This window comes from Micromonospora sp. NPDC003241 (assembly GCF_053589795.1).
Map to the genome: position 1 here is coordinate 161,540 of NZ_JBSFSO010000004.1, position 24,823 is coordinate 186,362.

General features: G+C 72.2%; 24 protein-coding genes. 12 read left to right on the forward strand and 12 right to left on the reverse strand.

Annotated elements, in window-relative coordinates:
• Positions 1 to 191 precede the first annotated feature (191 nt).
• From urtA to urtE, 5 genes are all read left to right on the forward strand, one after another.
• Positions 192 to 1,436, forward strand: coding sequence for an urea ABC transporter substrate-binding protein (gene urtA / locus ACWDVW_RS05530; protein ID WP_449945202.1), 1,245 nt, complete (start codon positions 192 to 194; stop codon positions 1,434 to 1,436).
• A 74-nt stretch (positions 1,437 to 1,510) separates the two neighbouring features.
• Positions 1,511 to 2,398, forward strand: a complete 888-nt coding sequence (gene urtB, locus ACWDVW_RS05535) for an urea ABC transporter permease subunit UrtB (protein WP_396750849.1) — start codon at positions 1,511 to 1,513, stop codon at positions 2,396 to 2,398.
• On the forward strand, positions 2,395 to 3,561 hold the full coding sequence (urtC, locus tag ACWDVW_RS05540) for an urea ABC transporter permease subunit UrtC (RefSeq protein ID WP_449945206.1): 1,167 nt from the start codon (positions 2,395 to 2,397) through the stop codon (positions 3,559 to 3,561). The genes urtB and urtC overlap by 4 nt, the downstream gene beginning before the upstream one ends.
• The gene (gene urtD, locus ACWDVW_RS05545; protein ID WP_449945209.1) at positions 3,558 to 4,331 is read left to right on the forward strand and encodes an urea ABC transporter ATP-binding protein UrtD; all 774 of its coding nucleotides are present in this window, start codon (positions 3,558 to 3,560) and stop codon (positions 4,329 to 4,331) included. The genes urtC and urtD overlap by 4 nt, the downstream gene beginning before the upstream one ends.
• Entirely contained in the window at positions 4,331 to 5,023 is a 693-nt protein-coding gene (urtE, locus tag ACWDVW_RS05550; RefSeq protein ID WP_449945212.1) for an urea ABC transporter ATP-binding subunit UrtE, read from the forward strand. Before urtD ends, urtE begins: the two co-directional genes overlap by 1 nt.
• A 136-nt stretch (positions 5,024 to 5,159) precedes the next feature.
• Here urtE and ACWDVW_RS05555 read toward each other — a convergent pair whose 3' ends face one another.
• The 3 genes from ACWDVW_RS05555 to ACWDVW_RS05565 all read right to left on the reverse strand — a co-directional run bounded on the left by ACWDVW_RS05555 (position 5,160) and on the right by ACWDVW_RS05565 (position 7,094).
• Positions 5,160 to 5,642: a Rieske 2Fe-2S domain-containing protein gene (locus tag ACWDVW_RS05555; protein ID WP_449945216.1), complete on the reverse strand. Its 483-nt coding sequence runs from the start codon at positions 5,640 to 5,642 to the stop codon at positions 5,160 to 5,162.
• A 16-nt stretch (positions 5,643 to 5,658) separates the two neighbouring features.
• Complete coding sequence (locus ACWDVW_RS05560) at positions 5,659 to 6,222, reverse strand: DUF6529 family protein (RefSeq protein ID WP_449945368.1); 564 nt, start codon at positions 6,220 to 6,222, stop codon at positions 5,659 to 5,661.
• Between the two features lie 68 nt (positions 6,223 to 6,290).
• Positions 6,291 to 7,094, reverse strand: a complete 804-nt coding sequence (locus ACWDVW_RS05565) for a hypothetical protein (protein ID WP_449945219.1) — start codon at positions 7,092 to 7,094, stop codon at positions 6,291 to 6,293.
• Positions 7,095 to 7,355: 261 nt separating this feature from the next.
• Here ACWDVW_RS05565 and ACWDVW_RS05570 point away from each other — a divergent pair, with 261 nt between their 5' ends.
• Entirely contained in the window at positions 7,356 to 9,152 is a 1,797-nt protein-coding gene (locus tag ACWDVW_RS05570; protein WP_449945222.1) for an ABC transporter ATP-binding protein, read from the forward strand.
• Positions 9,149 to 10,972, forward strand: coding sequence for an ABC transporter ATP-binding protein (locus ACWDVW_RS05575; protein WP_449945225.1), 1,824 nt, complete (start codon positions 9,149 to 9,151; stop codon positions 10,970 to 10,972). The genes ACWDVW_RS05570 and ACWDVW_RS05575 overlap by 4 nt, the downstream gene beginning before the upstream one ends.
• 78 nt (positions 10,973 to 11,050) lie before the next feature.
• On the opposite strand, the gene ACWDVW_RS05580 is transcribed toward ACWDVW_RS05575, so the two are convergent.
• Complete coding sequence (locus tag ACWDVW_RS05580) at positions 11,051 to 12,517, reverse strand: aldehyde dehydrogenase family protein (RefSeq protein ID WP_449945227.1); 1,467 nt, start codon at positions 12,515 to 12,517, stop codon at positions 11,051 to 11,053.
• A 156-nt stretch (positions 12,518 to 12,673) separates the two neighbouring features.
• On the opposite strand from ACWDVW_RS05580, the gene ACWDVW_RS05585 reads away from it, so the two are divergent.
• Complete coding sequence (locus ACWDVW_RS05585; RefSeq protein ID WP_449945229.1) at positions 12,674 to 13,024, forward strand: VOC family protein; 351 nt, start codon at positions 12,674 to 12,676, stop codon at positions 13,022 to 13,024.
• A 73-nt stretch (positions 13,025 to 13,097) separates the two neighbouring features.
• Here the strand turns inward: ACWDVW_RS05585 and ACWDVW_RS05590 are convergent, their stop codons facing one another.
• Complete coding sequence (locus tag ACWDVW_RS05590; RefSeq protein ID WP_449945232.1) at positions 13,098 to 13,907, reverse strand: SDR family oxidoreductase; 810 nt, start codon at positions 13,905 to 13,907, stop codon at positions 13,098 to 13,100.
• Between the two features lie 66 nt (positions 13,908 to 13,973).
• Positions 13,974 to 15,098: an acyl-CoA dehydrogenase family protein gene (locus tag ACWDVW_RS05595; RefSeq protein ID WP_449945234.1), complete on the reverse strand. Its 1,125-nt coding sequence runs from the start codon at positions 15,096 to 15,098 to the stop codon at positions 13,974 to 13,976.
• 134 nt (positions 15,099 to 15,232) lie between these two features.
• Here ACWDVW_RS05595 and ACWDVW_RS05600 point away from each other — a divergent pair, with 134 nt between their 5' ends.
• Entirely contained in the window at positions 15,233 to 16,321 is a 1,089-nt protein-coding gene (locus ACWDVW_RS05600; protein WP_449945237.1) for a class I SAM-dependent methyltransferase, read from the forward strand.
• 94 nt (positions 16,322 to 16,415) lie between these two features.
• Here the strand turns inward: ACWDVW_RS05600 and ACWDVW_RS05605 are convergent, their stop codons facing one another.
• The 4 genes from ACWDVW_RS05605 to ACWDVW_RS05620 all read right to left on the reverse strand — a co-directional run bounded on the left by ACWDVW_RS05605 (position 16,416) and on the right by ACWDVW_RS05620 (position 20,008).
• The gene (locus ACWDVW_RS05605; RefSeq protein WP_131057237.1) at positions 16,416 to 16,715 is read right to left on the reverse strand and encodes an acyl carrier protein; all 300 of its coding nucleotides are present in this window, start codon (positions 16,713 to 16,715) and stop codon (positions 16,416 to 16,418) included.
• Between the two features lie 29 nt (positions 16,716 to 16,744).
• Positions 16,745 to 17,416: an NADPH-dependent FMN reductase gene (locus ACWDVW_RS05610; protein ID WP_449945240.1), complete on the reverse strand. Its 672-nt coding sequence runs from the start codon at positions 17,414 to 17,416 to the stop codon at positions 16,745 to 16,747.
• Positions 17,413 to 18,525, reverse strand: coding sequence for an LLM class flavin-dependent oxidoreductase (locus ACWDVW_RS05615; protein WP_449945243.1), 1,113 nt, complete (start codon positions 18,523 to 18,525; stop codon positions 17,413 to 17,415). Before ACWDVW_RS05615 ends, ACWDVW_RS05610 begins: the two co-directional genes overlap by 4 nt.
• A 175-nt stretch (positions 18,526 to 18,700) precedes the next feature.
• Positions 18,701 to 20,008, reverse strand: coding sequence for a condensation domain-containing protein (locus ACWDVW_RS05620; protein ID WP_449945246.1), 1,308 nt, complete (start codon positions 20,006 to 20,008; stop codon positions 18,701 to 18,703).
• A 59-nt stretch (positions 20,009 to 20,067) separates the two neighbouring features.
• On the opposite strand from ACWDVW_RS05620, the gene ACWDVW_RS05625 reads away from it, so the two are divergent.
• Both ACWDVW_RS05625 and ACWDVW_RS05630 read left to right on the forward strand, forming a co-directional pair.
• Positions 20,068 to 21,039, forward strand: a complete 972-nt coding sequence (locus ACWDVW_RS05625; protein ID WP_396750947.1) for a ferritin-like domain-containing protein — start codon at positions 20,068 to 20,070, stop codon at positions 21,037 to 21,039.
• Entirely contained in the window at positions 21,036 to 22,055 is a 1,020-nt protein-coding gene (locus ACWDVW_RS05630; RefSeq protein WP_449945250.1) for a methyltransferase, read from the forward strand. The genes ACWDVW_RS05625 and ACWDVW_RS05630 overlap by 4 nt, the downstream gene beginning before the upstream one ends.
• Before the next feature lie 78 nt (positions 22,056 to 22,133).
• Here the strand turns inward: ACWDVW_RS05630 and ACWDVW_RS05635 are convergent, their stop codons facing one another.
• A complete protein-coding gene (locus ACWDVW_RS05635) occupies positions 22,134 to 23,330 on the reverse strand; it encodes a cytochrome P450 (protein WP_449945253.1) in 1,197 nt (398 codons plus the stop codon).
• A gap of 516 nt (positions 23,331 to 23,846) precedes the next feature.
• On the opposite strand from ACWDVW_RS05635, the gene ACWDVW_RS05640 reads away from it, so the two are divergent.
• Positions 23,847 to 24,221, forward strand: a complete 375-nt coding sequence (locus ACWDVW_RS05640) for a hypothetical protein (protein ID WP_350694679.1) — start codon at positions 23,847 to 23,849, stop codon at positions 24,219 to 24,221.
• A gap of 229 nt (positions 24,222 to 24,450) precedes the next feature.
• Here ACWDVW_RS05640 and ACWDVW_RS05645 read toward each other — a convergent pair whose 3' ends face one another.
• Entirely contained in the window at positions 24,451 to 24,816 is a 366-nt protein-coding gene (locus ACWDVW_RS05645; protein ID WP_449945256.1) for an MmcQ/YjbR family DNA-binding protein, read from the reverse strand.
• Positions 24,817 to 24,823: the final 7 nt, after the last annotated feature.

A 24,823-nucleotide genomic window follows, 5' to 3' on the forward strand; every position in this document is an offset into this window, starting at 1 on the left:
GAAGCGGATCGAAGCTTTCCCTGCCCGATATCCGAATCGGTGCCCGGACCGGCGTCCACCCGCCGTGCCGGGCAGCGCGACATGTTCCGACGGACCGCACCGCACACGCAGAATCCGCACTTCTCGACCCGGGACCGACGCTCGTTCCCGAGGTACTGACTCCACGCCCAGGCGCGAAGCAGGGAGCATTGATGACACTGATCCGGGGCCGCCGCATCCTGGCGGGTGCCATGACCCTGGTCGCCGCAGCCGCACTGGCCGCGTGCGGCAGCAAGACCACCGATGGGAACACCTCCGCCGGCGTCAGCGCCGACGTCTCCGGCGGCACCGTCAAGGTGGGCCTGCTCAACTCCCTCTCCGGCACCATGGCCATCAGCGAGGTGACCGTCCGCGACGCGATCACGCTGGCGATCGAGGAGATCAACGGCGCCGGTGGCGTACTCGGCAAGAAGATCCAGCCGGTCGGCGAGGACGGCGCCTCGGACTGGCCGACGTTCGCCGAGAAGGCCGAGAAACTGATCCGTGAGGACCGCGTCGCCGCCGTCTTCGGATGCTGGACCTCGGCCAGTCGCAAGGCCGTCAAGCCGGTCTTCGAGAAGAACAAGGCGCTGCTGTTCTATCCCGTGCAGTACGAGGGACTGGAACAGTCGCCGTACATCTTCTACACCGGCGCGACCACGAACCAGCAGATCGTTCCCGGCCTGGAGTATCTCAAGGCGCAGGGCGCCAAGTCGCTCTATCTGGTCGGGTCCGACTACGTCTTCCCGCGCACCGCGAACAAAATCATCAAGGCGTACGCGCAGGCCAACGGAATGACCGTGCTGGGCGAGGACTACGCCCCGCTCGGGTCCACCGAGTTCGGCACCATCACCAACAAGGTGAAGTCCGCCGGGGCGGACGCGGTCTTCAACACCCTCAACGGCGACAGCAACGTGGCGTTCTTCAAGGAGTACAAGTCCGCCGGGCTGACCGCCGCCGCCATGCCGGTGGTCTCGGTCTCCATCGCCGAGGAGGAGGTCAAGAGCATCGGCACGCAGTACCTGGAGGGCCAGCTCACCGCCTGGAACTACTACCAGACCACGCCGGGCGCGGCGAACGAGAAGTTCGTGGCCGCGTACAAGGCCCGCTTCGGCGCGGACAAGCCGACCAGCGACCCGATGGAGGCCGCGTACGTCTCGGTCTATCTGTGGAAGGCGATGGTGGAGAAGGCCGGCACGTTCGACGTGGAGAAGGTCCGGGAGGCCTCCGACGGCATCACCTTCGAGGCGCCGGAGGGTCTGGTCACCGTGGACGGTGCGACCCAGCACATCGCCAAGACGGCCCGGGTCGGCAAGGTCGGCGCGGACGGGCTGATCGCCGAGGTCTGGAACTCCGGGCAGCCGATCACGCCGGACCCGTACCTCAAGAGCTACCCCTGGGCCGGCGGCCTGAGCTGACCGACGCCCCGGTCCCACGGCCCGGGCGGGACCCGTCCCGCCCGGGCCCCCACCCGCAGTTCGGAGTACCCACCGTGACAGTTCTCATCGGTCAACTCTTCACCGGCGTCAGCATCGGCGCGGTGCTGCTGCTGATCGCGCTGGGCCTGGCGCTCACCTTCGGCCAGATGGGCGTGATCAACATGGCGCACGGCGAGTTCATCATGGCCGGCGCCTACACCACCTACGTCCTGCAACAGGTCATCACCGCAGCCGGGTGGTCGTTGCTGGTGGCGCTGCCGGTCGCCTTCGTGGTGGCCGGCGCGATGGGCGTCCTGCTGGAGATCCTGCTGATCCGCCGCCTCTACGCCCGGCCGCTGGACACGCTGCTGGTCACCTGGGGCGTCTCGCTGATCCTGCAACAGCTCGCCCGGGACGTCTTCGGCAGCCCCAACGTGCAGACCCGGGCCCCGGAACTGCTCACCGGCAACATCGCGCTGCCGGGCGGGATCACCGTCGCCAACAACCGGCTGTTCATCCTGGCCCTGGCCGGTGGCGCGGTGGTCGCGCTGACGCTCGCGTTGCGCTTCACCCCGTTGGGCCGCCGGATCCGCGCCGTGGTGCAGAACCGCGACCTGGCGGCCGTCTCCGGCATCGCCACCGCCCGGGTGGACCGGATGACCTTCTTCATCGGGTCCGGCCTGGCCGGCATCGCCGGAGTCGCGCTGACGCTGCTCGGTCCGATCGGCCCCACCATGGGCACCAACCTGATCATCGACGCCTTCCTGGTCGTCGTGGTCGGCGGCATCGGCCAGCTCAAGGGCACCGTGATCGTCGCCTTCGCGCTGGGCGTGCTCCAAGCCTCCGGCGAATACCTGACCACCCTCAGCGTCGCCAAGGTGATGGTGTTCGTCGCCATCGTCGCGTTCCTCCAGTGGCGACCCCAGGGCCTGTTCACGCTGCGTACCAGGAGTTTGGCATGACCACCGTCGCCAGAGATCCCGTCACCGCCGACGCACCCGCGCCCCCGCCGGCCACCCCCGCCGCCGGCCCGTCCCGGCACCGGTTCCGGGCCGCCGCCGGGTTCGCGTTCGGCGCGGCCCTGCTCTTTGCCGTCGCCCCGCTGCTGCTCTCCGACTTCCGGCTCTCCCTGCTGGCCAAATATCTCTGCGTCGCGATGGTCGCGGTCGGCATCGGTCTGGCCTGGGGACGCGGCGGCATGCTCGCCCTCGGCCAGGGCGTCTTCTTCGGTCTCGGCGGCTACGCGATGGCCATGCACCTCAAGCTCGCCGACGCGGGTCCGGGCACCATGCCCGACTTCATGATGCTGTACGGGCAACTCGACGAGTTGCCACTGTGGTGGCGACCGTTCGCCAGCCCGTGGTTCGCCCTGCCCGCCACGGTGTTGCTGCCGATGGCGGTGGCCTTCGTCCTCGGGTCGCTGGTGTTTCGCCGCCGGGTCCGGGGCGCTTACTTCGCCATCCTCAGCCAGGCCCTCGCCGCCGCCATGGTGATCCTGCTGATCGGTCAGCAGGGCACCACCGGTGGCACCAACGGCCTCACCGACATCCAGGGCTTCTTCGGCTACGACCTGGACGACCCGGTCAACCAGCGGATGGTCTACTTCATCATCGCCGGCACCCTGTTGGCGCTGCTGGCCCTGACCCGGCACCTGATGCAGAGCCGCTACGGCGAACTGCTCGTCGCGGTCCGTGACGGTGAGGAACGGGTCCGCTTCCTCGGCTACGACCCGGCCACCGTCAAGCTGGTCGCGTACGTGGTGGCGGCGGGGATGGCCGGGTTGGCCGGGGCGCTGTTCGTCCCCGCGGTCGGCATCATCTCGCCGGCGCTGATCGGGATCGTGCCGTCCATCGAGTTCGTCATCGGTGTCGCCATCGGCGGTCGGGCCACCCTGCTCGGGCCGGTCCTCGGCGCGGTCGCGGTGGCGTGGGCCCGGACCGCCCTGTCGGAGCGGTTCCCGGGCACCTGGACGTACCTGCAGGGCCTGTTGTTCGTGGTGGTGGTGGCCTTCCTGCCCGGCGGCCTGGCGTCGCTGGTCGGCCTGGTCCGCCGCCGCGACGACGGCGACGAACGTCGCGGTCGGTTCGGCCGGCTGCGGCGGCGGAAGGCGGAGGCGACCTCGTGACCGGGCAACTGCACGGGCTCACCGTGCGCGACCTGCGGGTCAGCTTCGACGGCTTCACCGCCGTGGACGGCGTCAGCCTGGACGTCGCACCCGGCGACATCCGGTTCCTCATCGGACCGAACGGCGCCGGCAAGACCACCCTGGTCGACGCCGTCACCGGGCTGGTCCGGGCCAGCGGCTCGGTCCGCTTCGGCGACCGGGAACTGCTCGGGCGGCCGGTGCACCGGATCAGTCGCCTCGGCGTGGGACGCACGTTCCAGACCTCGACCGTGTTCGAGGAGCTGACCGTGGTGCAGAACCTCGACATCGCGGCCGGTGCGCGGCGGAACTGGGCGACGCTGCTGCGCCGCCGGCACGGGGTGCCCGACGAGGTGGCCGAGGCGCTCGACGTGATCGGCCTGGCCGACCGGGCCGAGCAGCTCGCCGGCACCCTCGCACACGGGCAGAAGCAGTGGCTGGAGATCGGCATGCTGCTCGTCCAGGACGCCCGGCTGCTGCTGCTCGACGAACCGGTGGCCGGGATGAGCCACGAGGAACGTGACGCCACCGGTCGCCTGTTGGAGAAGGTCGGCCGGGACCGCACGGTGGTGGTGATCGAGCACGACATGGACTTCCTGCGCCGCTTCGCGCGGACGGTCACCGTGCTGCACGCCGGTCGGGTGCTCAGCGAGGGCACCGTGGCGCAGGTGCAGGCCGACCCGCGGGTGCAGGAGGTCTACCTCGGTCACCCGGTCGACGCCGGGGCGGCCCCGACGGCTACGGAGGCATGATGCTCAGTCTGCGCGGCGTGCACGCCGGTTACGGCCGCAGCCGGGTGCTGCACGGCGTCGACGTCGAGGTGCCCGACGACGGGGTGGCGGCGGTCCTCGGGCACAACGGTGCGGGCAAGTCCACCCTGCTACGGATCGCCGCCGGTCTGCTGCGTCCCCGCGCCGGTCGGGTCGAGCTGGACGGGGTGGACATCACCCGGCTGGCCCCGCACGAGCGGGTCGCCCGGGGCATCGCGTACGTGCCGCAGGGCCAGCAGTGCTTCCCGCACCTGACGGCGGCGGAGAACCTGCGGCTGGTCGCCGACGGTCGGCGTGACGGCGCGGCGGCCACCGCCGAGGTGCTGGACCTGTTCCCCGCGCTGCGACCGTTGCTGCGCCGTCGGGCGGGACTGCTCTCCGGCGGTCAGCGCCAGCAGTTGGCCATCGCGCGGGCGCTGATCACCCGGCCCCGGCTGTTGATGCTCGACGAGCCGACCGAGGGCATCCAGCCGTCGGTGGTGACCGAGATCCAGGAGCGGATCGTGGCGCTGACCGCGCAGCGCGGGTTCAGCGTGCTCCTGGTCGAGCAGCACCTCGGGTTCGCGCTGCGGGTGGCCGACCGCTACCACGTGCTGGAGTCGGGGCGGGTCACCTCGGCCGGCGCGGGCGGGGCCACGGCCGAGTCGACCGTACGGCAGGCGCTCGCGGTCTGAGTCCGCCGCAGGCTCCGGGACCCCTGCCCCACCCGCCCCCGGGTGAGGCAGGGGCCGTCCGGTGTCGCGACGCCACTCCGGACGGCCCCGCGCGGCCCGGGCCTGGAGTGGGCCGCGTCCTGGGTGTTCGCGCCGCCTAGACCAGCCGGATGGCGTCCCCGTCGACGGAGACGTTCGCGGCGGGCAGCGGGGACCCCGCCGGTCCGCTGCGCACCGAACCGTCGGCGATGTCGAACACGCTGTTGTGGCAGGCGCAGACGATGGTGCCGTTGGTCACCGAGGTGACCGTGCAGCCCTGGTGGGTGCAGGTCGACGAGTACGCCTTGATGGTCCCCGGCGTCGGCTGGGTGATCACCACCCCGGCGTCGCCGTAGATCTGTCCACCACCGACCGGGATGTCGGCCAGGGTGGCCAGGGCCGGCGGGCCGCCACCGGCGTCCGGCGCGCCCGACGCGGACGGGTCGGCACTGGGGTTACCGGCGGGCGGCGGCGGTGGCGGGGGCGCCGAGGTCGGCTGGCCGTACGTGGCGCATCCGGTCAGCGCGGCCACGCCCACCGCACCGGTGCCGGCCAGCACGGCCCGTCGCGACCGGCAGCAGCCGGCCTGCTCGTGGTTCATCCGAGGTGCCTTTCCGTCAGAGCTGGAAACCGAACGTGGTGAAGTACCAGACCGACGAGGTCAGGAAGACACCGATCAGGGCGACGAACACGACTCCGCCGACCACCGGCAGCACCCACCCGGCGAGACCACGCTTGGGCAGGGTCAGCATCTTGGTGGCGAACACGCCGAAGAAGAAGCAGCCCAGCAGGGAGTGCATCAGCACCCGGGTGTCGAAGTCGGCGAAACCGAGCGCGTACAGGCAGTGCACCGCGACCGGCACGGTGAGTAGGAAGGCGATCCGTCCCGACCAGCGGTGCACGGCACCGGCCCAGGGCGGGGAGAACCCGCCGAGCCGGCCCCACATGGACAGCGCCGAGAGCAGTTGGACGACGGCGAAGAACGCCGCGCCCGTGCCCAGCCACACCTTCACCGTCAGCGGCGACGAGAACCCCGCCACGTTGACCGCGATGCCGGTCGGGGTGTGGGTGCGGCCGTACACCCCCAATGCCACCGCGACCCCCGCCCCGACCAGCAGCGGGACCACCATCGAGGGACGCGGCGTCGGAGCGCTCGGCGGCGGGCCGTCGAAGTCGCGCATCACCTCCATGGACGGATCCCGGGGGCGGCGGGGCACGGTCCGCACGCTGCCGTGACGGTGCTGGGACATCACCGTGCTCCGGGGACGACCGGCGCGGCGGTGATGGTGACCCCGTTGACCTTGGTGCTGAAGAAGGCCGGGTCCAGCGGTGGTGCCGGGATGGGCTTGCCGTTCCAGGTGACGATCCCGATCTGGGTACCGTCCGGCAGCATGATCCAGCCACCGTCGATGCCGGCCGCACGGATGTCCTCGGTCGCCCGGTAGATCGCCGGGGCGGTGCCGGAGCCGGACTTGACCACCGGGCTGTCGTCGGTCTTCTGCTCGGGCCGCGCGGTGAACTTCCACCGGCGTACGCCGACGATCATTTCGCCGCTGGCCACGTCGCCCCGGATCACGCCGGAGAGCTTGGCGTCCTTGCCGGTCAGTTCGATCTTGCCGTCGCGGACCGTGCCGGACAACCAGACCTCCATCTCCCGACCGTCGCAGACGTACGCCTCCGCCTTGCCGTTCTTGACGGTGATCGCGATGGTGGCGCCGTTCTCCAGCTCACCGATCCAGTTCTGCTCCACCGAGTTGACCTCGGTGCCGGCCGACGACGGGTCCCGGTCGGCCGGTGGCGAGGTCACGCCCGGTCGTGCGCCGTCCGGGGCGTCCGGGTCCACCTCCGGCTCGGCGGGGTCGTCCACCTCGTCCTCGACGTCGGCCTCGACATCGTCCTCGATCCCGGTCGACGGTGCCGGCGCGGCGACCGGTGGTCCGTTCCCGGCGGCGGGCTGGGTTCCCGGCGGGGATGCCTGCGCACTCATCGTGAACAGCACGGCGGCCGTCACCGCCCCCGAGAGGAGGGTGAGCAACGGGGTCATGCGCTTCATGGGCCACTCCCTTCGCCCAAGACGTACGGCCGACGGCGGTGTAGCGGTTCAATCGGCGCGGGAGAACCTTTGCCGGACGGGCCGGGCGGTGTCCGAGGTGGTCCGTTCGGACAGGTGTCGATCACCCTGAGCGGTCGGTCGGCCCACCGTCGGCGACATTTGCGCGCGGACAGCCTGTCTCACGACATCGATAACGACTACCATTACACCGCTCAGGAGGTCCTCAAGGGACCGACGACCGCCGACGAGACGGGGTGGGCGATGGCCGCCGGGACCGACACGGACGCCGGTGGTGGCGGCCGCGAACTGCTCCGATCACTGGTACGCGCACAACGAGGCCGACTCACCTCGGCCGTGCTGCTCGCCGTCGCGGCGGTGGCGTTCCAGCTCGTGCCCTACCTGATGGCCTACCGGGTGGCGGTCGAGCTGGTCACCGCGGCGGATCCCGACGGCGGTTCCCTGATCCGGTACGCCGTCGTCGCACTGGTCGCCATCGCGGCCGGCACCGCGCTGATGGGCGGAGCCCTGGCGATCAGCCACGTCTGCGCGTACTGGCTGCTGCACCGACTGCGCCAGCGCATCGCCGAACGCGTCTCGGTGCTGCCGCTGGGCGAGGTGACCCGGCGCGGCAGCGGCGGGGTCGGCAAGCTCGCCATGGAGGACGTCGAACGCATCGAGGTCTTCGTCGCGCACATGCTGCCCGACGCGGTCGCCGCGTTGACCGTGGTCGCGGCCACCACCGTCTGGCTCTTCGTCATCGACTGGCGGCTGGCGCTGGCGGCGGTGGCGGTCGTCCCGCTGGCCATGCTGGCGATGCGGCACGCCACCCGGGGCTCCGGCGCGTGGGTGGCGCAGTGGCACGGCGCCGGCATGGCGATGAACCAGACGGTCACCGAGTTCCTGCACGGCATCAAGGCCGTCAAGGTGTTCAACCGGCAGACCGACACCGTGGCCCGGGCCACCGACGCGGTCCGCCGGTACGTCGACTCGGAGACCCGCTGGGGGCTGGCCTTCCTGCCCGGCGGGGCCGCGTACTTCACGATCATGGCGGCCAACGTGGCCGTCGTCGTACCGGTGGGGCTCTGGCTCTATCGCGACGGCGCGGTCGACGTGCCCACCCTGCTGCTGTTCCTGCTGCTCGCCCTCGGCTACACCGCGCCGCTGACCAAGCTCACCGGCTACAGCTCGCAGTTGCGCCAGGTGCGGTTCGGCGCCGACGAGATCGCCGCCCTGCTGAACAGCCCGGCGTTGCCGGACACCGGTCGCCGGGTGCCGCTCGGCCCGGCCTCGGTCGAGCTGGCGGACGTCTCGTTCGGCTACACCCCCGACCGACGCGCCCTCGACGGGGTGAGCATCCACGCGGAGGCGGGCCGGGTCACCGCCGTCGTCGGCCCCAGCGGCTCGGGCAAGAGCACCGTCGCCCGGCTGGTATCCCGGTTCTTCGACGTGGACGCCGGCAGCGTACGGGTCGGCGGTGTCGACGTCCGGGAGATGGCCGTCGACCAGCTGATGGACACGGTCGCGGTGGTGTTCCAGGACCCGTTCCTGTTCCACGACACGGTCCGGGCCAACCTGACCCTGGGCCGCCCCGACCTGGACGACGAGACCGTGCACCGGGCCGCCCGTGCGGCGCGCTGCCACGACTTCATCCTCTCCCTGCCCCAGGGCTACGACACCGTCGTCGGCGAGCGGGGCGCCACCCTCTCCGGTGGCGAGCGGCAACGCATCTCGATCGCCCGTGCCCTGCTCAAGGACGCGCCGGTGGTGGTGCTGGACGAGGCGACCGCCTCCACCGACCCGGAGAACGAGATCGCCATCCAGCAGGCGGTGGCGAACCTGGCCACCGGGCGCACCCTGCTGGTCATCGCGCACCGGCTCAGCACCATCCGGGACGCCGACCGGATCGTGGTGCTGACCGACGGCCGGGCGGTCGAGACCGGCCGCCACGACGACCTGGTGGCCGCCGACGGCACGTACGCGCGGCTCTGGGCCGACGCCACCACCAGCGCCCGATGGAGTCTCGGCGCCAGCGACGAGCGGAGCGGAGCGCGCGGATGAGCACCCTGACCTCACCCCTCGGCGGTCAGCAGGACGCCCCGCCGGTCAGCACCGTGGCCGGACGCACCGTGGCGCTGATCCGCCGGCTCTGGGAGCTGTCCGATCCCCGGCTGCGTCGTCAGCAACTGTGGGGGATCGCCGCCCGGATGGCGGCGGCGGTCTGCATCGCGGTGCCGATCTGGCTGCTCGTCGTGGTGCTGCAACGACTCCGCGAGGCCAACCTCGGCGGACCGCCGATCAGCCAACGTGAGGTGCTCCTGTGGAGCGCCGCCGTGGTGGCGGCGACCGTCGGCCAGTTCGGCTTCGACCTGCTCGCCCAGCGGCAGAGCTGGGTGGCCTCCTTCGAACTCCTCGGCGAGCTGCGCCTGCGGGCGCTGGAACACCTGCGCCGGCTCCCGCTCGGCTACCACACCAAACGGCAGACCGGTGACCTCACCGCCCTGGTCACGCACCACCTCAGCGAGCTGGAGCCGGTGGTCTTCGGCGCCGTACCCACCATCATCGGCGCGGCCCTGCTGCCGCTGGTGATCGCGGTGGGCCTGTTGGTCGAGGACTGGCGGATGGGCCTGGCCGCGCTGGCCACCATCCCGCTGGCGATGCTGGTCTACGCCTGGTCCCAGCGGACCTTCGCCCGGCTCGCGGCGGAACGCGCCCAGGCCAGCGGCCAGGCCGCGGCCCGTTTCCAGGAGTACGTCTCGGGCATCGCGGTGGCCCGCGCGCACGGCGCCACCGGTGAGCGCTCCAGTCGTCTCGCGCAGGCCCTGGTCCGGCACCGGGAGGCGAGCATCGGGCTGGTGAACAAGCTGGTCGTCCCGCTGGTGCTCTTCCTGACCGTGATCGAGCTGGGGCTGCCGGTGGTGCTCCTGGCCGGGGCCTTCCTGCTGATCGGCGGCGACCTGGCGCCGGCCACCTTCCTGGTGTTCGCGGTGCTGTCGCTGCGCATCCACGGGCCGCTGCGGGCGATGGGCGAGCAGACCGAGAGCCTGCGGGTCGGCGAGGCGGCCGTGGACCGGCTCGGCGCGCTGCTGGCCGAACCGGTGCCGGCGGAGGTCCGGGCCGGACCGGCGCCGCAGGGCCACGACGTCGAGTTCGACCGCGTCTCCTACACCTATCCGGGGGCGTCCCGCCCCGCGCTGCGGTCGGTCAGCTTCGAGGCCACCAGCGGCACGGTGACCGCGCTGGTCGGCAGCAGCGGCGCCGGCAAGACCACCTGCCTGCACCTGCTGGCCCAGTTCTTCGCGCCGGACTCCGGGACGATCCGGATCGGCGGAGTCGACATCCGGGAGCTGGACAGCCGGACCCTCTTCGACGCGGTGACCGTGGTCTTCCAGGACAGCTACCTGTTCAGCGAGTCGGTGCGGGACAACATCCGCTTCGGTCGGCCGGAGGCCGACGACGACGAGGTGGACCGCGCGGCGGCGCAGGCCCGGGTGGACGAGATCGTGGCCCGGCTGCCGCAGGGCGCGGACACCCTGGTCGGTGAGGGCGGGGCCACGCTCTCCGGTGGGGAGCGGCAGCGGTTGTCGCTGGCCCGGGCCATCCTCAAGGACGCACCGATCGTGCTGCTCGACGAGCCGACCGCGGCGATGGACGCCACCAACGAGCGCCACGTCCAGCAGGCCCTGTCCGGCCTGATCCGGGACCGTACGGTGCTGGTGGTCGCGCACCGGCTGGGCACGGTGCGGCACGCCGACCGGATCGTGGTCCTCGACGGCGGCGAGGTCGTCGAGGTGGGACGGCACGACGAACTCCTGGCCCGCGACGGGCGGTACGCGCGGATGTGGGCCGAGCAGGAGGCGACCCGGTCCTGGCGGCTGTAGTCGCCTGACGGGCGGCCGACGGCCGCCCGTCAGGCGGGTGACGCTCTCCGGGTGGTCCCGGCCGCAGCCGGGACAGCCTCAGGCGGCGATCCAGACGTTCTTCGGCCGCAGGAACTCCCGGACGCCGGCCTCGCCGCCGATCCGGCCCCAGCCGCTCTGCCGCATCCCGCCGAACGGGGCCGACGGCAGCACGCCGGGCACCCCGTTGACCCAGACGCTGCCCGCCGCCACCGCGCGGCTCACCCGGTGCGCCGTGCGCAGGTCGGTGGTGTGCAGGTACGCCCCGAGCCCGTAGCGGGTGCCGTTGGCCAGCCGGATCGCCTCCTCCTCCGTGTCGAAGGAGGTGAACGCCAGCACCGGCCCGAAGATCTCCTCCTGCGCCAGCTCGCTGTCCGGGTCGACCTCCCCGAACACCGTCGGCGCGATGAAGTACCCGTCGCCCAGATCGCCGCCGAGCCGTTCGCCGCCGGTCACCAGCCGCCCCTGGCCCTTGTCCCGGGCCCGGTCCACCACGCCCAGGATCCGGTGGCACGCCTGCTCACTGACGACCGGGCCCATCATGGTGCGCTCCTGCGCGGGATCGCCGAGCGGCACCCGGGCCAGCCGGGCGGCGACGGTCCGCAGCACCTCGTCGTAGACCGACGAGTGCACCAGCACCCGGGTGCCGTTGGCGCAGCCCTGGCCGCTGAGCGCGACGACGCCGCTCATCGCCAGCCGGGCCGCCATCCGGACGTCGGCGTCGGCGAAGATGACGTGGGCCGACTTGCCGCCCAGCTCCAGGCCCACCGGCAGGAGCCGCTCGGCGGCGGTGGCGAGGATCCGCCGGGCGGTGGTGCCGCCGCCGGTGAAGTGCACCTTGTCCACGCCCGGATGCCGGACCAGCGCCTCGCCGCCGGCCGCCCCGCCGGGCACCACGTTGAGCACGCCGGGCGGGAAACCCGCCTCCAGGGCCAGCTCACCGATGCGCAGCGCGGTGAACGGCGCCAGCTCGGAGGGCTTGAGCACGATGGTGTTGCCGGCCGCGAGCGCCGGGCCGAGCATCTGCGCGACCGACACCAGCGGGCCGTTCCAGGGAATGATCAGGGCCACCACGCCGTACGGTTCGTCCAGCGTGTAGTCGACGGCCCGGATCGGCCACGTCGGGACGACCTCGCCGCCGACCTTGTCCGCCCATCCGGCGTTGTACCGCAGGTGGTCCACGGCGACGCGGGGCATCACCGAGGCGAACTGCCGGGGGCAGCCGTTCTCCAGTGTCTGTAGCCCGCCCAGCTCGGTGGCGTGCCGCTCGACCAGGTCGGCCAGGGCGAGCAGCAGGTCCCGGCGTACGTTGCCGGGAGTGGCCCGCCAGCCGTCGAGGGCCTCGCCTGCGGCACGGACCGCCGCGTCCATCTCGGCGGCGCCGCCCAGCGGCACGGCGGCGGTGACGCGTCCGTCGGCGGCGTACACGTGCTCGTGCACGCCGCCGGTGGTGGTGGCCGTGCGAACGGCGCCGATCAGGGCGGCGGTGTCCGGGATCAGTTCGGTCGGAGCGGCGGTGACGGGCACGTGGTGACACCTCTTCCGGCTCGGCGCGCCATCCGATGGCGACGGTCAGCGGAGTATGTTGGGTCGAATCCTAGTGTAGTTTGTTGCGTTAGATAGCCCCCCGTCCGGACGGTCGGTCGGGTGGCGCACCGGATCGTTGGACCGAGGAGGCCGGTCGTGTCAGGACAGCTGTCGTACTTCGAGTTCGGGGTGCCGGACGTCGCGGTGGCCAGCAGCTTCTATGCCGAGTTGTTCGGCTGGAAGGTGCAGGCGCAGGAACACGGTGGGTCGATCGACACCGGGGAGGCGGCGGTGCCGGGCGGCTTCCACCGCGACCCCGGGCCGCCGCAGCACTACCTCTACTTCCGGGTGGACGACATCGACGCCGCCATCAAGCGGGTGCAGGAACTCGGCGGCGAGGTCGAGCCGATGCGCCCGGCCACCGAGGAGTGGGGCGCGTTCGCGGAGTGCCGGGACAACCAGGGGCTCGCCTTCGGCCTGCACGTACCGCCCAAGCCGAAGGGCTGACCACGGCGCGGGGGCCGGGTGTCCGATCGGACACCCGGCCCCCGCGCGGTCTCCGGCGGGTCACCCCGCCCCGTCACTGCTCGTCGGTGAGGAACCGGCCCGGCACGTATCCGGTCCGGGCGGTGGAGAGCCCGCCGTCGACCGTGACCACCGCACCGGTCACGTACGACCCGGCGCGGCTGCACAGGTAGATGGCGGTGCCGACGATGTCGTCCGGCCGCCCGATGCGCTGCAACGGCGTCACCGCGGCGATCTCCTCACCCATCGCCTCCAGCACGCCGGCCATCATCCGGGACGGGAAGCTGCCCGGCGCGATCACGTTCGCGGTCACCGTGGGCGCGAAGTCGTGCGCCAGCATCCGGGTGATGTGGTGGATCGCCGCCTTGGCCGCGGCGGCCGAGTAGGTCGGCATCTCCGGCACCCGTTGGGCGTCCGCGCTGCCGATGTTGACGATGCGTGCCGGATCCTCGGCGGTGCCCGCCGCCCGCAGCAGCCCGGCCAGCTCCCGCACCAGGAACAGCGGTGCCTTCAGGCCCAGGTCGAGCACGCTGTCCCAGGCGTCGGCGGGGAACTGCTCCACCGGCGCGGTCCAGGCGGTGCCCGCGTTGTTCACCAGGATGTGCAGCGCCGACTCCCGCTCGCCGATCTCCCGCGCCAGCCGGACGCACTCCGACTCGTCGGAGAGGTCGGCGGGGATCGCCACGCACGTCCCACCGCCGGCCGAGAGCTCCTGGGCCACGTCCTCGCAGTCGGACTTGGTCCGCGCGGTCAGATAGACCCGCACACCGGCGGCGACGAAACCCTCCGCGATCATCCGGCCGATGCCCTGGGTGCCGCCGGTGACCAGTGCCGTCTTGCCGGCGACCGAGAACAACTCACTCATTGCAACCTCCACAGACGATGTGCTCTCAGCGGCGCCGGTCCACGGCCGGCCCCGCGACGACTCGGGTCAGCGCGGCCCGGCGGACGTCTCCTCGTCCACCGCGAGCGCGCCCAACGTGGCGTACGAGTCGCGACCCGCCACGAAGTGCTGGGTGGCGGTACGCATGTCCCGCATCCGCCGTTGCAGCGACGAGGTGTCGTACACCCCGGTACCGCCGGACAGCGTGTACGTGGCGTCGACGACCTGCGCGCAGAGGCCGGTCACCTGGGCCGCCGCCGCGCGCAGCCGGGCCCGGCCACCCGGCGACGCGGAGTCGGGTGCCGTCGTGGCCTCGGCCGCCTCCGCGTACAGCAGCGCCCGGGCCGCGCGGTGCGTGGTCTGCGCCTCGCCCAGCCGGTCGAGGAAGACCGGCGAGTCGGCGAGCCGCCGCGCGCTCAACGCCGGGCGTTTGCCGTCGGCGGCCAGGCGCACCAGGTCGGTCAGCGCGCCGTCGGCCAGACCGACCGCCACCGCGCCGATGATCAGGCTGGACTGTGCGATGCGGTGCGCGGCGTCCTCGTCCTGCGGGGAGACTGCGAGATGCTCCGGCACCCGCGCGTCGTCGACCGTCACGTCGTGGCTGGCGGTGCCGCGTAGGCCCAGCACCTGCCAGGTGTCGAGGACGCGCACGTCGCGGGCCGGGACGAACAGGATGCGGGTGGCGGGTGCGCCGTCCGGGCCGACCGGGACGCTGCGACCGGACACCAGCACGCAGTTCAGATAGAACCAGGCGGCCCGGGGGCACCCGGTGACGAAGGGCCAGCGGCCGGTCACCCGCCAGCCGTCGTCGCCGGTACGGGCCCGGCCCTTGGGCGCCACGGCACCGGCGACCAGGGTGTCCGCGCCGTCGGCGAAGACCTCGTCCAGCGCGGCGGCCGGACCGCACCGCACGATCAGGTGCGACAGCGCCACCTGACCCACCGTCCACGAGGTGGCCGCGTCGGCACGGGCGAGTTCCTCCAGCACGGCGAGTACGTCGGGCAGGTCGAGCTGGTCGCCGCCGTGACTGGCGGGGGCGAACATCCGGAAGCAGCCGGCCGCGCGGAGGTCGTCCACGAGGTCGTCGGGGAGGCCGCGCCGCTGCTCGATCTCCTCGGCGTGCTTCGCCACTCGGGACGCCAGCTCGCGTACCCGGGACAGCGTTGGGTTCACGTCGGCCCCCTCCTGTGTTCGGTGTGTCGTGTTCGGACGCTATCTCCCGCCGCCGGGTGCTGTCCATGGCGCGCCCGCGTGGATAGAGTGTGTCGAGAAAACAACACACACATGTGTCGCCGGAGGGGATACCGATGACGACTCCCGTCGACCCGCAGGCTCGGGTCTTCGCGGTCCGGATGTGGACCTCGCTGCTGGCCACCCAGGAACTGCTCGCCACCTATCTCGGTGTCCGCCTCGGGCTCTACGACGACCTCGCGGCCAAGGGGCCCGGCACGGTGGGGGAGATCGCCGCGCGGGTCGGGGTCGACCCTCGGTACGCCCGCGAGTGGCTGGAACAGCAGGCGGTGGCCGGTGTCCTGACCGTCGACGACGCCTCGGCCCCGGCCGACGAGCGGGTGTTCACGCTGCCCGCCGCGCACGCCGAGGTGCTGACCGTCTCGGACAGTCCGTTGTCCATGTCGGCGTTGGCCGTGCTGCCGCTGGGCGGGGTGGCGGCGGCGCTGCCGGCGCTGCTCGACGCGTACCGCAGCGGCGACGGCGTGGCCGACGCGGTCTACGGCGTCGACTGGCGGGAGGGGCACGCCGGGGCGAACCGGGCGATGTTCACCCACCAGATGGCCGGCTGGCTGCGCCGGCACGCCCCGGACATCCACACCCGACTGGTCGGCGCCCCGGCCCGGGTCGCGGACGTGGCCTGCGGTGCGGGCTGGGCGGGCATCGGGTTGGCCCGGTCCTTCCCCGGGATCACCGTCGACGGGTACGACATCGACCCCGAGGTGATCGCGGACGCCACCGGGCACGCCGCCGACGCCGGACTGAGCGACCGGGTCTCCTTCGCCGCCCGGGACGCCGCCGATCCCGACCTGGCCGGCACGTACGACCTGGTCTGCCTCTTCGACGCGCTGCACGAGATCGCCCGCCCGGTGGAGGTGCTGCGGGCCTGCCGGCGGCTGTGCGCCGACGGCGGCAGCGTGCTGGTGCTCGACGCCCGGGTGGCCGAGCGGTTCGCCGCACCGGCCGACGAGATCGAACGCTTCCAGTACGCCACCAGCGTGCTGCACTGCCTGCCGGCGAGCCGCAGTCAGCAGCCGTCGGCCGGCACCGGCACCGTGCTGCGTCCGGACGTCGTCCGGGACCTCGCGACCGAGGCCGGATTCGTGGCGGTCACCCAACTGCCCATCGACGACCGCTTCCACCGGCTGTACCGGCTGATCGGCTGAGCCCGCCGCCGTCCCGGCCCACCCGGCGGGCGGCGGGCCGGACGACGAAACGGCCGACCACCTTGTGGGTGGCCGGCCGTTGCCGTTGCGAGGATCAGGCCCCGGCGTCACGCTCCGCGATCCGGCGCAGCACGTGCTCCTGCACCGCGCCGAGGGAGGTGATCGACCGGGCCGTCTTCTCGTCGATCGGTTCCAGGTCGAACTCGTCCTCCAGCGCGAAGGCGAGTTCCATCAGGGCCAGCGAGTGGAAGCCGAGGTCCTGGACCAGGGCCGTCTCCTCCCCACGCAGGCCGTCGGGGTTGGGCGCCAGGTCGAGCACGATGGCCTGGACCTGAGCGCGGATCTGCTCGTCGGACTGCTTCGGCCCCACGACCGTCGGGGTCTGCTCACTCATGGTCGCTACTTCCTTCCGGATCGCCCGGCTCACCGGAGCTGTGCGGGTTGATGGACGGGAACGGGTTCCGCGGGTCGGTGCGGTCCCACAGACGGGGTCTGGCAACTACGCAGCACGGCGGCGAGCACCGGCACCGCGGCCGTGGTCCATCCGGCGACCGCCGCGTCGAGGTCGCCGAACTCCTCCTCGAGCACCGCCAGACCACGGACCGGCACCACGGCGCCCAACTCCACCAGCAGTGGTCGAAGCTGGGCGTCGGCGACGTACCGGTGCTGCGCCCAGCCGGCGGTCGTCACCGGTACGGCGACCGTGCCCGGACGCAGGCCCTCGCGGGGGAGCATGTCGAGGAAGAGCTTCAGCAGGCCGGTGTAGGAACCCTTGAAGGTCGGGCTCACCACCACCAGCAGGCCGGGTCCGCGGACCCGGGCGACCACCCGTTCCAGGGGCGCGTGGGCGGCGGTGCCGGCGATCAGCCGGGACGGCAGGTCCGCGCCGAGCTCGGCGAGGTCGACCAGGTGCGGCTCGCCGAGGTGTACGCCGAGGTCGGCCAGACCGGTACGCAGAGCGCCGGTCACGTGCCGGGCCACGGTGAGGGTGCGCGAGCCCCGGCGCGGGTTGCCGATCAGGACGGTGGTCGGTACGGACCGGGGATCCGTCGGAGGGATCATCCGCTCGGGCGCGTGCTGCCGCAGGTCGGTCACCGGTCTCCTTCCGGTTCGGCCAGCAGTCCCCGCCTGCGGAGGATCGGCAGCACACCCTCGCCGAAGGTGTACGCCTCCTCCAGATGCGGCTGGCCGGAGAGGATCAGATGGTCCAGTCCGAGGGCGTGGTACTCCTCGATCCGGTCGGCCACCTCGACGTGGCTGCCGACCAGTGCGGCACCGGCGCCCGGGCGGACCAGCCCGTAGCCGGCCCACACGTTCGGATAGACCTCGAGGCTCTCGGTGCGGCCCTGGTGCAGGGCGGCCATCCGGCGTTGCCCCTCGGACTCGGTACGCGCGAAGCGCCGCTGGGCGGCGGCGATGGTGTCCGGGTGCATCCCGGCCACCAGGCGGTGCGCGACGTCCCACGCCTCCTCGGCGGTGTCCCGGCTGATCACGTGGAACCGGGAGCCGTAGGACAGCTCGCGGCCCTGCGCGTCGGCCCGGTCCCGGACCTTCTTCACCAGGGCGGCGAGTTGCTCGGGCGGTTCGCCCCAGGCCAGATAGACGTCGGCGTGCCGGGCGGCCACGTCGTGCGCGGCGGCCGAGGAGCCGCCGAGGAAGACCGGCGGGGTGACCGGGTGTCCCCGGGTCAGCCGACCGGCGCGGACCCGGTAGTGGGTGCCCTCGAAGTCGTACGTGCCGCCGGACCAGGCGCGGCCGAACACGTCGAGGAACTCCTCGGCCCGGGCGTAGCGCTGGTCGTGGTCGAGCCAGTCGCCGTAGCGCAACTGCTCGTCGCGGTCGCCGCCGGTGACCACGTTGAGCAGCAACCGGCCGCCGGAGAGGCGTTGCAGGGTGGCGGCCATCTGTGCGGCGATCGTCGGGGCCATCGAGCCGGGGCGTACCGCGACCATGAAGTGCAGCCGGCGGGTCCGGTCCGCCAGGGCGGCCGACACCAGCCAGGGGTCCTCGCAGAACAGCCCGGTCGGCACCAGGGCGCCGGTGAAACCGAACCGGTCGGCGGCCATCGCCACCTGCGCCAGGTAGTCGATGTCCGGCGCGCGCCGGACGTTGTCCGCCGGGTCGACGGGCGCGCCCTGCGGGGTCTTCGCCACCTCACGGCCGTCACCGTGGGACGGGAGGAACCAGTGCAGGTGAAGTGGCATGTGGACCTTCCTGTCACAGCAGTGGTCGTGTGAGCGGTCGCGTCCGGCGGGTACAGGCACCCCCGCTTCCTGCGCGCTACCAGGTAGGGCTGGTCGAAGCCTCTCAGCACCCGGATGCGGTGTCAAGAGTGTGTGACGCCAGTGTCGTGTTGTGTGGCGCTTGTTCGTGGTGCCGTCAGCCGCCGCGCCTCGTCCGCAGCGGTGCGGTCGGCTCGGCGGCCAGCCGGGCGGCCAGGTCCGCGTAGCCGGTCAGGAACGCCTGCGCCTCGGCGGGCGGGTACGCGGCGGTGCTGTGGTAGAAGACCGCCCGCAGGTCCGCCGTGCCGACCGGGGCCACCGCCAGCTCGAACTGGAACCGGCTGCCCAGCCCGGGCGGCACCAGCAGCTCGAAGCCGACGCCCGCCGACACCGTCTGGTGCTGCACCTCGGCCATCACGTTGAACAACACGTCGTCGGCGCGCCGGCCGCCGGTCTGCACCACGTCCAGCGGCAGCATCTGGTAGGGCAGGTCCTGATAGGTGAAGGCGCCGATGGCCGCCCCGTGCGCCTGCCCGACCAGCTCGGCGAAGGTCTCGGCCTGCCCGACCTTCGCCCGCAGCAGCACCATGTTGGCCAGCAGGCCGACGGTCTCCCGCAGCTCCGGACGGGACCGGTTGGCGAACATCGAGGCCACCGCCAGGTCGTCCTGACCGGTGATGCGGTGCAGGTGGTGGTAGAAGACCGCCAGCAGCACCGCGAACAGGGTGCTCCGCTGGGTACGCGCCAGCGCGCGCAGCCGCGCGACCGCCTCCCGGTCCAGGTCGACCGCCACGTCCGAGGTGGATGGACCGTCCGACGGCGGATCGGTGCCGGCGGTCGTGCCCACCGCCGGCAGTTCGCTGCCGGTCAGCTGCCGCCGCCAGTACTCCCGGTGCCGGCGCAGCCCGTCGCCGTCGAGCAGCTCCTGCTGCCAGCGGACGAACGACGCGTACTGCCAACCGGTGGCGGGCAGCCGCGCCGGCACCCCGAGGGCCTGCGCGTAGAGCACGCCGAGGTCCCGGAAGAGGATGCCGGTGGACCAGGCGTCGGTGACCAGGTGGTGCAGGTTCAGGCAGAGCACGTGCTCGTCCCGCCCGAGCCGCCACAGCGTGCTGCGCGACGGCCACTCGGTCGGGTCGATCGCGGTCCGCAGCTCGGCGCGTACCGCCTGGTCGAGGGCGGCGGCCGGGTCCGGCCGGTCGGACAGGTCCACCCGGCGGGCGGCGGCCGGTGCCGGCGGGTGCACCACCTGGGCCAGCCGCGCACCCCGACCGGTGAAGGTGGTGCGCAGCGACTCGTGCCGGGCGGTGAGGGCGGACAACGCGGCGTCCAGCGCGTCGGCGTCGACCCGACCGGTGAGCCGACACAGCAGCGGGCAGCTCAGCGCACCGAAGTCGGTGCGGTAGTGCTTGATCATCCAGAGGAGTCGTTGGGCCACGGAAGCTGGTGTCTGTTGTGTCTCCACGCACGGACCATAGCGTCACCGCATTGGCATCGGTGAGGTCTCTGGGTACCTTGTGTCGTATGAGCTTTGTTGTGCCGGCCCGCGTCGACACCACACTCACCTGGGACTACGAAGCCTCCGATCCACGGCTCGTGGCGCTCTACGAACGGGCCAAGGAAGCCCAGTGGAAGGTCTCCGACGTCGACTGGTCGGTGCCGGTGCCGTTCGGCGAACCGCTGCCGGACGACTCCGCCTTCGCGATGGCCGCGTTCGCCGAGTCGCCGCTGGCGCCGCGTGGTCCCCGGGCCTGGGACGCGTTCCGGTGGGAGTTCCAGTCCTGGATGGTCAGTCAGTTCCTGCACGGCGAGCAGGCTGCGATGATCGTCGCGGCCCGGCTGGTGGAGACCGTGCCGGACCTGGACAGCAAGTTCTATGCCGCCACCCAGGCCGTGGACGAGGCCCGGCACGTGGAGGTCTTCTCCCGGTACCTGCGGGAGAAGATCCCCGAACCGTACCCGGTCTCCGAGCCGCTGCGGGAACTGCTCACCGACATCCTGTCCGACTCGCGCTGGGACGTCACCGCGCTCGGCATGCAGATCATGGTCGAGGCGATCGCGATGGCCTCGTTCCGGCTCTCCAACAGCAGCTTCCACGATCCGCTGATCAAGGAGCTGACCCATCTCGTGGCCCGGGACGAGGCCCGGCACGTCACCTTCGGCGTGCTCTCCCTCTCCGGGCTCTACGACCAGCTCACCACGGCCGAGCGGGCCGAGCGGGAGGAACTGGTCCTGGACGCCGCGGCCCTGATCCGTCGGCGGTTCCTGCTCGACGACATCTGGGAGCGGCTGGAGGTGAACCGCGCCGAGGGCGTCGCCTTCGCCACCAACCACGACCTGATGATCAAGTACCGGCAGGCGGTGTTCTCGCGGGTGGCGGTGGCGCTCGGGCAGATCGGCCTGATGACCGAACCGGTCCGCACCGGACTGGACAAGCTGGGTCTGTTGCAGTTCGCCGGTGAGCGGCTGCGTATCCGAAGGGGGAGACTGGCATGACGGCCACCCGACGCAATCTCGACCTGACCGCCGTGGTCCGGCTCGGCGAGTTGGGGGACCAGATCACCCCGTTCGCCCTGCGGGCCGCCTGTGACCTGCGCATCGCCGACCTGCTGGTCGACGGTCCGCGACCGGTGTCGGAGCTGGCCGCCTCGGCCGGCGCGCATCCCGGGGCGCTGCTGCGCCTGCTGCGGGCGCTGGCCGCCCGGGGCGTGTTCAGCGAGGTCGCCGACGCCACCTTCGCGCTCACCCCGCTGGCCGAGCCGTTGCGCGGCGACCACCCGATGTCGCTGCGCGACAGCTTCACCCTGCTCGAATCCGACGTACGGGCCTGGGCCGCGATCGGGCACACGCTGCGCACCGGGGAACCGGCCTTCGGGCACGTGCACGGCCAGGACTACTGGAGCTACCTCGCCGACCACCCGCAGGAGAGCGCCCGGGTCGACGACTGGATGCGCAGCGTCAACCACCTGCACCTGCGGACCGTGCTCGGGGCGTACCCGTGGCGTCGGTTCGGCACGCTGGTGGACGTCGGCGGCGGGACCGGCGGGTTCCTGGCCGGCCTGCTCACCCGCTTCCCCGGCGTACGCGGGGTGCTGTTCGACCTGCCGCACGTGGTGGCCGGCGCGCCGAAGGTGCTGGCCGAGGCCGGTGTGGCCGACCGCTGCGACGTGGTGCCCGGCGACGCCTTCGGCACCGTGCCCGCCGGTGGGGACGGTTACCTGCTCAAGACCGTGCTGCCGGGCTTCGACGACGACGACGCGGCGCGCATCCTCGGCAACGTGCGCGCCGCGATGCGACCCGACTCGCGGCTGGTCCTGCTGGAGGCGGTGCTGCCGCCCGGGGACGCCTTCGACATGGCGAAGCTCTTCGACGTGCACGCGATGGTGCTCACCGGTGGCGCGCACCGCAGCGCCGAGGAGACCGGTCGGTTGCTGGAGCGGGCCGGGCTGCGACTGACCCAGGTCATCGGCACGCCCACGCTGACCGCGATCGAGGCGTTGCCCGCCGACTGAGCACGGCCGCTCCACCACGACCGGGGACAGGGCGGTGGCCGAGCCGCGGCCCTGTCCCCGGCCGTTCGTGGCGGTCCGTCAGCCGAGGCGGATCGGCACCGAGGCGTACGCGCGGAACGGCGTGTCGCGTTCGCGTACGGTCGGGCCGTCCGGTTCGAGTACGCCGAGGCGGGCCAGCCGGTCGAACACCACGGCACCCTCCATCCGGGCCAGGAAGGCACCGAGGCACAGGTGGGCGCCGCCACCGAAGGCGAGGTGCGGGTTGTCGGTGCGCCCCACGTCCAGCCGGTCCGGCCGGGTGAACCGGCGCTCGTCGTGGTTCGCCGAACCGATCATGAGCACCAGGACCCGTCCCCTGCGGACCGTGCGCCCGCCGATCTCGATCGGCTCGTGCACGTAGCGGGCCGTGCCCTGGATCGGGGCGTCCCAGCGCAGGAACTCGTCGACCGCGGTGGTCGCCAGGGTCGGGTCGGCCCGGAGCCGGTCGAGCTGGTCCGGGTGGGCCAGCAGCGCGGCGGTGCCGGTGGTGATCATGTGCACGGTGGTCTCGAAGCCGGCGAAGAACGAGAAGACGGTGTTGTCCACGATCTCGTCGTGGCTCAGGCTGTCGCCGGACTCCTCGACGTCGAGCAGCCGGGAGAGCAGGTCGTCGCCCCGGCGGGAGCGGCGCTGGTCGAGCAGGTCGCCGATGTGCTCGCGCAGCCAGCGGACGGCCACGTCGGCGTCGGCGCGGGCGTGCTCGGGGACCACGGCGGTGAAGGCGCGACCGAGGTTCATCGCGTGCCGACGGACGTCGTCGGTGGACTCCGGCGGAATGCCCATCAGCCGGCAGACCACCCGCACGGGCAGCGGGTAGGCGAGCTCGGGGACCAGGTCCATCCGGCCCGCCGCCACGGCCGGCGCGAGCATCTCGTCGACCAGTTCCTCGACGTAGGAGCGCAGTTGACGGACGACCGCGGGGCTGAACGCGCGGCTCATCAGCCGGCGCAGCCGGACGTGGTCCGGCGGGTCGCGGTAGAGCATGATGCGCTGGAAGAAGGCGCTGGCGGGGCCGTCGCCCACGGACACCTCGTGGTAGCCGGCGGGGAACTCGCTGCCCAGTCGGGGGTCGTGTTGCAGGGCCACCACGTCGGCGAAGCGGGTGACGCCCCAACTGCCCGGCCCGATCCGGCACAGCGGGCCGGCGGCGCGCAGCCGGGCGTACTCGGGGTAGGGGTCCTCGACGACGTTCGGGTCCAGGGCGTCGAACCGGGGTGCGAGGGTCGGTGCGCTCATCTGCCTAGTGTCTGTCGGGTTGCCGCCGTCGGGCAAGAGTGATGACGACACACCACACACTCCGTCGGTCCGGACGGGACGTCCGATCCGTGCCGGTCAGGGGCTCCGTCGACTTTTGTCGGATGTTCGGCCGGCGGTCCGGGTGCGATCACGTGCGGTGACCGGTGCGCCCGAACGGGCGTCGGCTGCGCTGTGCCGCGTGCACGGGACGGGTGTCCGGTTCCCCAGGTCGTCGCCGCTGCTCACCGTCGAGGCGTCGGTCCGGTGCCCGGGACCGGGGCCGGGCGGCCGGAGATCTTCCTGTGTAGGCACGGAAAGTAACGTGCATTGTGGTCCATCAGAATCATCAGCCGGAGATAGCACGCGGATGTCCCAGTATTGAAGCCGATCGGTTATTCCCATGCCGCGCGAGTGCGTTCTATGGTGTGAGATCAGCAGGAGGGGGGAATTGTGTTGCCTATGGTCAAGGCCCGGAGGGTGAGTCGAACCGCCGTAGCGATTTCCGTCAGCGGCAGCGTGGATCGGAGCACGGCGGGGTACGTCACCCGCGTCGCCGAGTACATGTTGGACCACGGTGACCTGCTGCCCGACCAGGTGGAACTGGACCTGACCGACGTCACCGGCGTAGACGAGGTGGGCTTCACCTCGCTCGTCGACGTCGCGGCCGGTGCGAGCGCGGCGGGGGCCGCGGTGGTCGTGCGCTGCGGGGCGGAGCGGGCGATGCTGGAGGGGCGGCGCAGCGGGCGCGGCGTGGCGTCCGAGCAGATCGGCCGCATGCTGCGGCTGCACCTGCAGTTCCTGGTGCGTCGGCGCAGGTCGCGACCGGCGGTGGCGGAGGCGCGGGTGGTGCGCTGGTGCCCCGGTCCGCTCGCCGGGCGCAATCGGGGCTGACCGGATCCGCGGGGGTGCGGGTCGGTCGGTCCGAAAGTTTATGTGTGCCGTTTCGGTCCGATTCAGAAAGACTTAACCGGAATATCCGCGCGGCGAGATCTGCAATTTGCATAAGTGGTCGGCGGCGTCACGTCGGTGGGGAATAGCTCGATTCGTGCGACGTCGATAATTGCGGTCTCAATCAATTGTGTTGTCGGATGTCGCCTCTCCGGTCGGCCGGGCGAGCCCACTACCCGACACCGCCCTCGCCCGGACGCGCCGCGTCGAACGCCGCCACCAGACGTCGGGGCGCCCGCCGTCGCCAGGCTTCGGTGAGCAGCTCGGACAGCTGCCCGGGATCGACCCGGTCCAGCCGGGCACTGGTCCAGCCCTGGCGTCCCCAGTGGTTGTCCGGGGCGCCGAAGGTGGCCGGGTCCTCGGCGAGCAGCGCGGCCTGCTCCTGCGGGTCGAGCCGCAGCATGACGGTGCCCGCGCCGGCCGGGAAGGCGGCGAAGATCTTGTTGCGGACCCGCAGGTCGGCGTTGTCGAAGTGGGCGCTGGCCTGCGCCTCGGGCAGGCCCAGCGCGATCCGCCGGACCTCGTCCTCAGTGATCATCTCGGCC

Bases quoted from the DNA above. Each gene is read 5' to 3' on its own strand.
- urtA (WP_449945202.1), top strand. From the start codon at position 192: ATGACACTGATCCGGGGCCGCCGCATCCTGGCGGGTGCCATGACCCTG.
- urtC (WP_449945206.1), top strand. From the start codon at position 2,395: ATGACCACCGTCGCCAGAGATCCCGTCACCGCCGACGCACCCGCGCCC.
- urtE (WP_449945212.1), top strand. From the start codon at position 4,331: ATGCTCAGTCTGCGCGGCGTGCACGCCGGTTACGGCCGCAGCCGGGTG.
- ACWDVW_RS05555 (WP_449945216.1), bottom strand. From the start codon at position 5,642: ATGAACCACGAGCAGGCCGGCTGCTGCCGGTCGCGACGGGCCGTGCTG.
- ACWDVW_RS05560 (WP_449945368.1), bottom strand. From the start codon at position 6,222: ATGCGCGACTTCGACGGCCCGCCGCCGAGCGCTCCGACGCCGCGTCCC.
- ACWDVW_RS05565 (WP_449945219.1), bottom strand. From the start codon at position 7,094: ATGAAGCGCATGACCCCGTTGCTCACCCTCCTCTCGGGGGCGGTGACG.
- ACWDVW_RS05570 (WP_449945222.1), top strand. From the start codon at position 7,356: ATGGCCGCCGGGACCGACACGGACGCCGGTGGTGGCGGCCGCGAACTG.
- ACWDVW_RS05575 (WP_449945225.1), top strand. From the start codon at position 9,149: ATGAGCACCCTGACCTCACCCCTCGGCGGTCAGCAGGACGCCCCGCCG.
- ACWDVW_RS05590 (WP_449945232.1), bottom strand. From the start codon at position 13,907: ATGAGTGAGTTGTTCTCGGTCGCCGGCAAGACGGCACTGGTCACCGGC.
- ACWDVW_RS05600 (WP_449945237.1), top strand. From the start codon at position 15,233: ATGACGACTCCCGTCGACCCGCAGGCTCGGGTCTTCGCGGTCCGGATG.
- ACWDVW_RS05605 (WP_131057237.1), bottom strand. From the start codon at position 16,715: ATGAGTGAGCAGACCCCGACGGTCGTGGGGCCGAAGCAGTCCGACGAG.
- ACWDVW_RS05615 (WP_449945243.1), bottom strand. From the start codon at position 18,525: ATGCCACTTCACCTGCACTGGTTCCTCCCGTCCCACGGTGACGGCCGT.
- ACWDVW_RS05625 (WP_396750947.1), top strand. From the start codon at position 20,068: ATGAGCTTTGTTGTGCCGGCCCGCGTCGACACCACACTCACCTGGGAC.
- ACWDVW_RS05630 (WP_449945250.1), top strand. From the start codon at position 21,036: ATGACGGCCACCCGACGCAATCTCGACCTGACCGCCGTGGTCCGGCTC.
- ACWDVW_RS05635 (WP_449945253.1), bottom strand. From the start codon at position 23,330: ATGAGCGCACCGACCCTCGCACCCCGGTTCGACGCCCTGGACCCGAAC.
- ACWDVW_RS05645 (WP_449945256.1), bottom strand. From the start codon at position 24,816: ATGATCACTGAGGACGAGGTCCGGCGGATCGCGCTGGGCCTGCCCGAG.